1 protein-coding gene and 2 pseudogenes are annotated in these 2,577 nt (G+C 56.2%); all 3 read left to right on the forward strand.

Going from position 1 to position 2,577, the window contains the following annotated elements; all coding sequences use genetic code 11:
* Positions 1-227 precede the first annotated feature (227 nt).
* Positions 228-470 (forward strand): annotated as a pseudogene (gene nifH / locus EOA24_RS33910) (nitrogenase reductase); the annotation flags it as partial.
* A 47-nt stretch (positions 471-517) separates the two neighbouring features.
* Positions 518-1,477, forward strand: coding sequence for a hypothetical protein (locus tag EOA24_RS33915; RefSeq protein WP_127410584.1), 960 nt, complete (start codon positions 518-520; stop codon positions 1,475-1,477).
* Positions 1,478-1,859: 382 nt separating this feature from the next.
* Positions 1,860-2,577 (forward strand): annotated as a pseudogene (locus tag EOA24_RS33920) (transposase); the annotation flags it as partial.

The following is a 2,577-nucleotide window of genomic DNA, read 5'->3' on the forward strand; positions in this document are numbered from 1 at the left end:
CACTACTTGTCGGGTTTGTCGAGTCCGCGACCTAGTGCGGTGCGGCCTGGCGTTCTGCCGCCCTAGCTAGGGAAGTCCTTGAATAATAATAAGAACATTTTTCCTTCGGCTCGATCCGCCATATTGGCGCGCGGTTTGCTTCCTTCGGTGCGAAGCCGCAGTTGCCGACCGGATCGTCATGGACTGGATAACTGCGCGATTGATGGAGCGAAGGAAGGAACAACAGCATGTCAGCTCTGCGTCACATTACATTTTACGGGAAAAGGGCATCTGCAAGTCTACTACGTGCCTCCCAAAACGCTCTCGCAGCCCTTGTCGAGCTCGGCCAGAAGCTCCTTATTGTCGGCTGCGATCCCAAAGTCGACTCTACGCGGCCAATCCTGAAATTCCTGAAATTGAAGGTGCAGGATACGGTTCTGCATCTCGCAGCGAAGGAAGGTTCGGTGGAAGACTTCGAACTCGAGAACGTGCCGCCGGCAATGGCCGCTTGAGCTTCAATTAGCCTCAGGAGGAAACGATGAGCGAGCTTCTTGGCCTTTATGTTGATCACCAGATGACCTCGCCTTTTGCAATGGCGCAGCATTCTGCGAAGATCAAACCAATTGCGAACGATCTTGCGAGAAGCGGAGTTCTTCTGGTCACAACCTGCTTGCGAGTTGAGGTCTATGGCGAGGAGCCAGCACTCAGAAGCATCGATAGCACTGTATTTCCTGGTTTTTCATGCGAATCCATTGAAGGTACGGACGCTATTGCTCAGCGACTCGCCGAGATTGCGTCCGGTGCTCATTCCCAAATCCTCGGCGAGAATTACATCAGCGATCAGCTCGCGAAGGCTATCGAACTTCTTGATTCAAACCTTCCGATTTTCCAGATCGCACGGCTGGCAATTGATATAGGTCGTGCCTCGCGCGAGCGACAGCGGTTCACTGCACCTTTCAACTACGATCAGATCGTCCGAGACATCATAGCTGATCGATTTCAAAATGCAGAGCTACCCGACCGCCTTTACATGATCGGGGCGGGTATGCTGGGTCGCGAGCTGATTAGGAGTGGCGTGGGAGAGCGATTTCGTTCCACGGTAATCGTAACGCGGAACCCGAAAAATCTTCGCAGACGTCTCCGCTCCTGGACTGAAATAGACGTCGCGCTTATGCGCCCGGCAGAGATTGGGCACGCACGCGAACCACGGTCGATTGTTGTGATCGCAACCGCCGATGTCAATGATGAATACCAAGCTATTCTTCAGAACGCACTTCTGCGTTTGGAGCCACGCACAATAGTGGATCTGTCATCAATCCCAGTTATGTCGAAGTCAACGGTCGGGATACTCAACTATGTGACCATGTACGACGAAGAGTTTCTGCGGTTCATAGCTCAAAACAATAAGCGGCTGGCTCCGAAACGACCACTCTTGTGTTCCGATATTGAAGCAACACTCCGGACAGCAAAAATAAATCGTTCCGAAAAGGCAATATAACCCCACAACGGCACATATCGAGTCAGCGATTGGAGAATAATGATGCTCATGCTACTGAAAGACCAGGCGAACGCGGGGCCGGCACACGTTCGCTGGGTGCGGAGCCGTAATATTCCGGAGCTTTGGGCAAGAAGGCGACCTCCAGAGCTTGGCCTCGCTGACGCGCGCCAAACATGGTCCCGATGTCGTGTTGCCTCACCTAATACCAACGGCTTTGACGGCTGACCCTCGGGGGATTCCGGTCTGCTCGGTTTCATGATTGTGTGGCGTGAGAGGAGATTAGCGCCATGGGATCTGCGATCGAGATGCGGATGGACTATTCGGCAGCCGAACTGCGACGGCAGGCCAAGAGTTCGACGGATAGCAAGCATAGCCGTCGGCTGTTGTCGCTGGCCTGCAAACCCGTGTCTTGGCCCGGACAGGCGCAGCGCCAGCACTTTCATGCTGCTTCGAAGCGGGGCGTGACGGCTTCTGGCTCCATCGGTTCCTGACCACGCACGGCATCGCCAATCATGTGATCGAGCCAGCCAGCATTCTCATCAATCGGCGTGCCCGTCGGGCCAAGACCGACCGGCTCGATGAGGAAGGCATGCTGCGCGTGCTTGCCGCCTACCTTCAAGGGGACCGTCAGGCCTGCAGCATGGTGCGGGTGCCCACACCAGATGAGGAGGACGCCAAACGCATTCACCGCGAGCGCGAGCACCTGGTGCAGGAGAGGCTGCGCATCGAGAACCGCATCCAAGCATTGCTGTTCACGCAGGGTATATACAAGAGGCCTTCTCTGCGCTCATGGGATCGTGATCTTGCAGCAGTCCGGACCGGCGACGGCCGGGAATTGGCGCACCATCTTCGGGCCGAGCTGGACCGTCTGCGTCGCCGGCTCGTAATGACCTTGGAGTTGATCCGGGAGGTCGAAGCTGAACCAGACGAGGCGGCCAACGCCAATCCGAAAGACCAGGCCTGCGGAAAGATTGCAAGCCTTATCCGCGGCGTCGGCGCGAACTTCGCGGCCGTTCTCACGCGCGAGGTATTCTACCGTTCGTTCGACAACCGGCGGCAACTCGCCAGCTACGTCGGCATCACGCCGATGCCTTACCAAA

Source organism: Mesorhizobium sp. M2A.F.Ca.ET.039.01.1.1 (assembly GCF_003998035.1).
Classification (GTDB): Bacteria; Pseudomonadota; Alphaproteobacteria; order Rhizobiales; family Rhizobiaceae; genus Mesorhizobium.

Coding starts and splice junctions, on each gene's coding strand:
- EOA24_RS33915 (WP_127410584.1), top strand. CDS start 518: ATGAGCGAGCTTCTTGGCCTTTATGTTGATCACCAGATGACCTCGCCT.